General features: G+C 53.6%; 3 protein-coding genes and 1 pseudogene. 2 read left to right on the top strand and 2 right to left on the bottom strand.

Annotation, left to right across the window (positions count from 1 at the left end; genetic code table 11):
* Both ACEW8P_RS25985 and ACEW8P_RS25980 read right to left on the bottom strand, forming a co-directional pair.
* Positions 1 to 218: pseudogene (locus ACEW8P_RS25985) on the bottom strand (peptidase M75, Imelysin); the annotation flags it as partial.
* 88 nt (positions 219 to 306) lie between these two features.
* Positions 307 to 1,428 (bottom strand): DUF4856 domain-containing protein, encoded by a 1,122-nt coding sequence (locus ACEW8P_RS25980; RefSeq protein WP_373515976.1) that lies wholly within the window; start codon positions 1,426 to 1,428, stop codon positions 307 to 309.
* Between the two features lie 258 nt (positions 1,429 to 1,686).
* Here ACEW8P_RS25980 and ACEW8P_RS25975 point away from each other — a divergent pair, with 258 nt between their 5' ends.
* Both ACEW8P_RS25975 and ACEW8P_RS25970 read left to right on the top strand, forming a co-directional pair.
* Positions 1,687 to 4,710: a WD40/YVTN/BNR-like repeat-containing protein gene (locus ACEW8P_RS25975; RefSeq protein ID WP_373515975.1), complete on the top strand. Its 3,024-nt coding sequence runs from the start codon at positions 1,687 to 1,689 to the stop codon at positions 4,708 to 4,710.
* Between the two features lie 472 nt (positions 4,711 to 5,182).
* A complete protein-coding gene (locus ACEW8P_RS25970; RefSeq protein ID WP_373515974.1) occupies positions 5,183 to 5,650 on the top strand; it encodes an erythromycin esterase family protein in 468 nt (155 codons plus the stop codon).
* Positions 5,651 to 5,766: the final 116 nt, after the last annotated feature.

Below are 5,766 nucleotides of genomic sequence, written 5' to 3'. Positions count from 1 at the left end.
AAACCGTTGACCGACGTTTCCAGCGTCGTTAGTTTGGTATTCAAATCGGCATAGGCCGGGATGATCAGGTTGTCTGCGTAGTTAGTCAGCATTCCGGTCTTGAAAGCATCGTTGCTGGTGGCGACCGGATTGGTCGTTTCATCGTCCTCGGTACAGCCGTAGAATACGAGGCTCGATAGAAGAAGAAGGACGACAGAATTGACGCGAAAAGATTTCATTGTGATATTAGGGTAATGATTTTGCCTTGAACCACTCAGCCAGGCTCCGGTTTCAGAACTCGGCTGAGTAGTTTTGAAAAACTAAAAATCAAGGTTGAAGCTTTCCGTATGCCTCGGTCAGAATAGTCTGCGCCTGCTTCAGCTTAGTGTTGCTGGCGTCTTCGGCCAGAGAATAGTAGCTGGTGTCGAGAAGCGATACCAGCGTCTGGTAGTTGGCCGCGGTCATCTTGCTGTTGGCCGGGCGGTACTTCAGCGCGGCCACAAATCCCGCTCCTTCCGAAATAGCGTGAAATTTGGAATCAAGGGCCGTGGTGGATTGGGGAGCGGTCACGTAATAATATGCCGCCGCTGCAATGGTTTTTTCAAGAAATTCCTTGATCGTGCTGATGGCAGCATCACGGGTTTCGTAGTCTTTCGCGGTAATAGCCGCACGGCCCTTACGGAACGCCTCGTATATTTTTCCACCCGCTTGAATGTAATTGGCTCTTTCGGCAAAATAACCACCCAACGCCAGCGGACGATCTGCCTTCACGGGCTGCGAACGATAGTCGTACGCGGTATCGTAGTCCATAGGAATGCCCACGTAACCGAAGGCCAGATCCCAGTTGTGCTCCATGGCGGTGCCTTTCCCGGCTACTTCAGTCTTGTTGTCATCGGTTGGGATTTTGTCCAAAATAGCAACGACATTGCTGAGGGTAAGCCCGCCCATGAGTCCTTTGGCTACCAACTGGTTGTATTCCAAACCGTTGCGATTAAAAAGGCGATTGCCGATTTTGCCGGGGATGCCTTTTGAGGCTGCCTGATTGTTGAATTTGCTGACGTACACCATTGAATCGGCCAGCGCTTTGAACAGCGTGGCGTCGGCGACTTTACTGGAAAGATTATAGTTCAGCTTGTTCAAGTCAGTCGCGGCGTAGGGAATATTGTCGGCCATTTCAGCTGTGAAAGCGCTGTTTGTATTATTCCATAAGTAATTGACTGTATCGGCGCTCAGAGTGTGGGTATTTCCCCGGCCCAGGTATGCCTGGAATCCCTGCCACATACTGATGCGCGAGGCGGACTCTTTGAAATCGACGTTGTTGAAGGCGTAAGTAGCGGGGACGGTGTAGGTTGGGGTAGGCGTTGGATCTACTGCCGTGTTATCCGTGCAGGAAGATAGCAGAGCAGCAGCAGCTATGGTGGTTAATAAATTAAGACTAGTTGACTTCATGAATATTGAAGAGAGGTGGAAAATATTTTTGGCAAAGGTAGGAGAAAAATTGACACAGATGTTATTTAGAATAAATAAAAATAGAAAAAATTTGTCGGGTGATTCCTTGCCTCTTTTAACTACATCGCGCTCAGCGGAAACGGTTTTCCAGCCTTCTGACCAGTATTATATACTACCCGACTTGCTATTACGAGGTATTGTAATTTCATTGCGTAATCAGGCTCGATTAGTTGATGCTCACACAAATCCACCGTTTTTATGCCCAAACGCTTTACCTCCGCCCTCCTCTTTCTTCTCCTCCTGCACCAGGCAGTATCGGCCCAAACCTACGACCCCACCCTTTTCGACAGCATGAAATGGCGCATGATCGGCCCGCACCGGGGCGGGCGCACCGTCGGGGCCGTGGGCGTGCCGCAGCAGCCGAACGTCTTCTACATCGGCGTCAACAACGGTGGCGTCTGGAAAACGACCGACTACGGCCGTACCTGGTTTCCGATCTTCGACGACCAGCCCACGGGCTCCATCGGCGATGTGGGCGTGGCGCCTTCCAATCCCAACGTGATATACGTGGCCAGCGGCGAGGGCCTGCACCGTCCCGAACTTTCGGTGGGCGACGGGATGTACAAATCCACCGACGCGGGCAAAACCTGGACGCACCTGGGCCTGGCCGACGCCCAGCAAATCGGCAACATCAGCATCGATCCGACCGACGAAAACCGCGTTTTCGCCGCCGTGTTGGGGCATCCCTACGGCGCGAACGCCACGCGCGGCGTCTATCGCACCACCGATAGTGGCCAGCATTGGGAAAAGGTTTTGTACAAAAACCAGGATACCGGGGCCATTCAGGTGACCATCGACCCCAACAATCCGCAGGTCGTGTACGCCGACCTCTGGCAGGCGCAGGAAGGCCCCTGGGAGAATGCGGAATGGCAGGGGCCCGAAAGCGGACTGTACAAATCCACCGACGGCGGCACCACCTGGCGCAAACTCACGAAAGGACTGCCCACCTTCGCGCAGGGCGTCGGGCGGATTGGCTTTGGCATCGCGCCTTCCGATTCGCGCCGGATGTACGCCACCGTGGACGCGCCCGAACAAGGCGGCGTCTATCGGTCCGACGATGCGGGCGAATCGTGGCGGCTCATCGACGACGACCCGCGCCTGTGGGGACGCGGCAGTGATTTTGCCGAAATAAAGGTGCATCCTACCAATCCCGACATCATTTTTATCGCCGACGTCGTAACCTGGAAATCGACCGATGGCGGCAAAACCTTTGAAGACTTCCGGGGCGCACCCGGTGGCGACGATTACCACCGCCTCTGGATCAACCTCACCAATCCCGACATCATCCTGCTGGCGGGCGACCAGGGCGCGATCATCACCGTCAACGGCGGGAAGACGTTCAGTTCATGGTATAACCAGCCCACGGCGCAGTTTTACCACGTCAGCACCGACAATGCGTTTCCCTACAATGTGCTGGGCGGACAGCAGGAAAGCGGCTCGGTGGGCATCGCCAGCCGGGGCAACGATGGCCAAATCACCTACCGCGAGTGGCATCCCGTGGGCGTGGAGGAATACGGCTACGTGGCCGCCGACCCGCTGGACCCGAATATCATTTACGGCGGCAAAGTCACCCGCTTCGACAAACGGAGCGGGCAGGTGCAGAACATCGCCCCCGAAGCCGTCCGCAGCGGCAAGTACCGCTTCGTCCGCACGGCTCCCGTTTTGTTTTCGCCCATCGACCCAAAAACGCTCTTTTTTGCCGGGAATGTCTTGTTCAAAACCCGGACGGGCGGCGATTCCTGGGAAGTCATCAGTCCCGATCTCAGCCGCCCGACCTACGATGAAATTCCGGCCAGCGTGGGGATTTACACCACCGAAGAAATGAAAAAAATGCCCCGCCGGGGTGTGATTTACGCCGTGGCCCCGTCGTACGTGGACAGCAGTACTCTCTGGGCCGGGACCGACGACGGCCTGATCCACGTCACCCGCGACGGTGGTAAAAACTGGCAGAACGTGACGCCGCCGAGCCTGAAACCCTGGTCCAAGGTGTCGCAACTGGAAGCCAGCCACACCGATGCCAACGTAGTCTATGCCGCCATCAACGGCATCCGGCTCGACGACATGAAACCGCACATCCTGCGCAGCCGCGACGGCGGGGCCACCTGGCAGGAAATCACGCGCGGACTGCCCGACCAGCCCATCAACACCGTGCGCGAAGACCCCGTGCGCCCGGGAATGCTCTTCGCCGGGTCGGAAACGGCGGTGTCCGTGTCGTTCGATGACGGCGACCACTGGCAGTCGCTGCGGCTGAATATGCCCGCCACCTCCATCCGCGACCTGGTCATCAAGGACGACGACATCGTAGTCGGCACCCACGGGCGCAGCTTCTGGATTCTGGACGACATCACGCCGCTGCGCCAGTTGACCGCCGAAGTCGCCAAAGCCCCGGTGACGCTCTTCCGGCCCCAGCTCACCTACCGCGTCCGCTGGAACATGAACCCCGACACCCCGCTGCCGCAGGAGGAACCCGCCGGACAAAACCCGCCCGACGGGGCCATCATCGACTACACCCTCCAAGAAAAAGCCACCGGACTGGTGACGCTCGACCTCCTGAACGCCAGCGGCGAGCGCGTGCGCCGCTACACCTCCGCCGACGAACCCTACCCGATGCCCGCCATCAACGTACCCGACTACTGGCCCCGCCCGCAGCAAATCCTTTCGGGCAAAGCCGGGTCGCACCGCTTCCTGTGGGACCTGCACTACGCCCCGCTGCCCGGCCCGGTCACATTCCCCATCGCGGCCACCTACCGCAACACGGCCCCTGCCCCCACCGCGCCCTGGGTAATGCCGGGTACCTACATCGTCCGCCTGACGGTGAACGGGAAAGTATATGAACAACCGTTGACCCTCAAAATGGACCCGCGCGTACCCACCCCAACCGAAAAACTCCAAGGGCAACACGACTGGTCGAAGGCGATGTACGAAGGAAGGCAGAAACTGAGCAGCGCGGCGGACGAACTCAAAGCCCTTCGCGTGGATCTCGATGGGCAACTGGCCAAAGCCGGAAAGAAAGAGAAGGCAAAACTCGCTACCCGACTCGGACAGGTAATTGCGCTGGAAAAAGAGCTACCTGCGTTGCAGCGGAGTTTGTCTGTGGTGTTTGCTATTTTGCAGGATAGTGATTTTGCGCCTACGAAGCAGGTAGTGAAGGCGGCGGGGGAGACGGAGAAGTTGGTGGGTGAGTGGGTTGAGAAGTGGGGGGAGAGAAAAGGTGTCAGGTGAGCCAGCACCCTTGCAAAAAGCTATGTCAGAAGAGAAATGTACCGTTTGATAAGTTTTGGGTTGTGAGTGTAGCTACCAATCAAATTAATTTTATAGATTTATGGCGTACTGGCTAACCGGACATTATTGCTCAACGCAATTTCAAAAATGCTAGGATCGTAAAGTTCTGTGGATACACAGCCCATGGTGAGGATTCGTTGAATTTGCCAAGAGATTGACCTTTGTAGTTTCCTCGGCAACGCATCGGGAATTATGACAATTCAAAAAATACGATGTCAAAAGTACAACGAAAAAGAAGAAAAATACAGCATAAATACAAAAAGTACTGCAAAACTTTCGTATATACAGGAGTTGGGTGCCATTTTATGACACCCCTTTCCAACAAACGAGCAAATTCGACAAACAAATTGAATGGACATACATATTCCAAAGTTGAGCAAATATGCAGTATTAACTTCTAAATATTAATCGAATGAAAATAAGAACTACAATTGCGTTTTTGCTAATAATTGGGCTTTTTCTCAACTTTGGACAATGTTATGGGCAACTTATTAAAGATGAAGAAACGAAAAGCGTAGTTAGTTGGTTAAAGAAAACAGCTATTCCAATTAATTATGTTGAGGCAGGACATGGGTTTACAGACCTTCAACCTTTGAAAAAAATATTAAAAGATGTCAAAATAATTGGACTTGGTGAAGCTTCACATGGTAACAGAGAATTTTTTCAATTTAAACATAGAATGTTGGAGTTTTTAGTAAAAGAATTAGGATTTACAGTTTTTACTATTGAGAGTAGTTATGCGGCTTGCCAAAACATTAACGATTATATTCTGAATGGCAAAGGAGATTTAGCAACAAGTTTAGCTCGGCAAGGATATACTCCTTGGGATACCGAAGAGATGACAGAAATGATTAATTCTACTTTGTTAAATCAAAAATAACGACTATCATACGCTTATGACATACGCTGACTTAAATGAAAAAAAATTGAAAACTACGCCCGGACCTACTGGGATCACTTCACGCGCGGGTGCAAGAACAGCACGGCGCGCTGCGA

This window comes from Persicitalea sp. (assembly GCF_041751555.1).
GTDB lineage: Bacteria > Bacteroidota > Bacteroidia > Cytophagales > Spirosomataceae > Persicitalea.
This window is presented reverse-complemented; position numbering and strand designations above follow the sequence as displayed.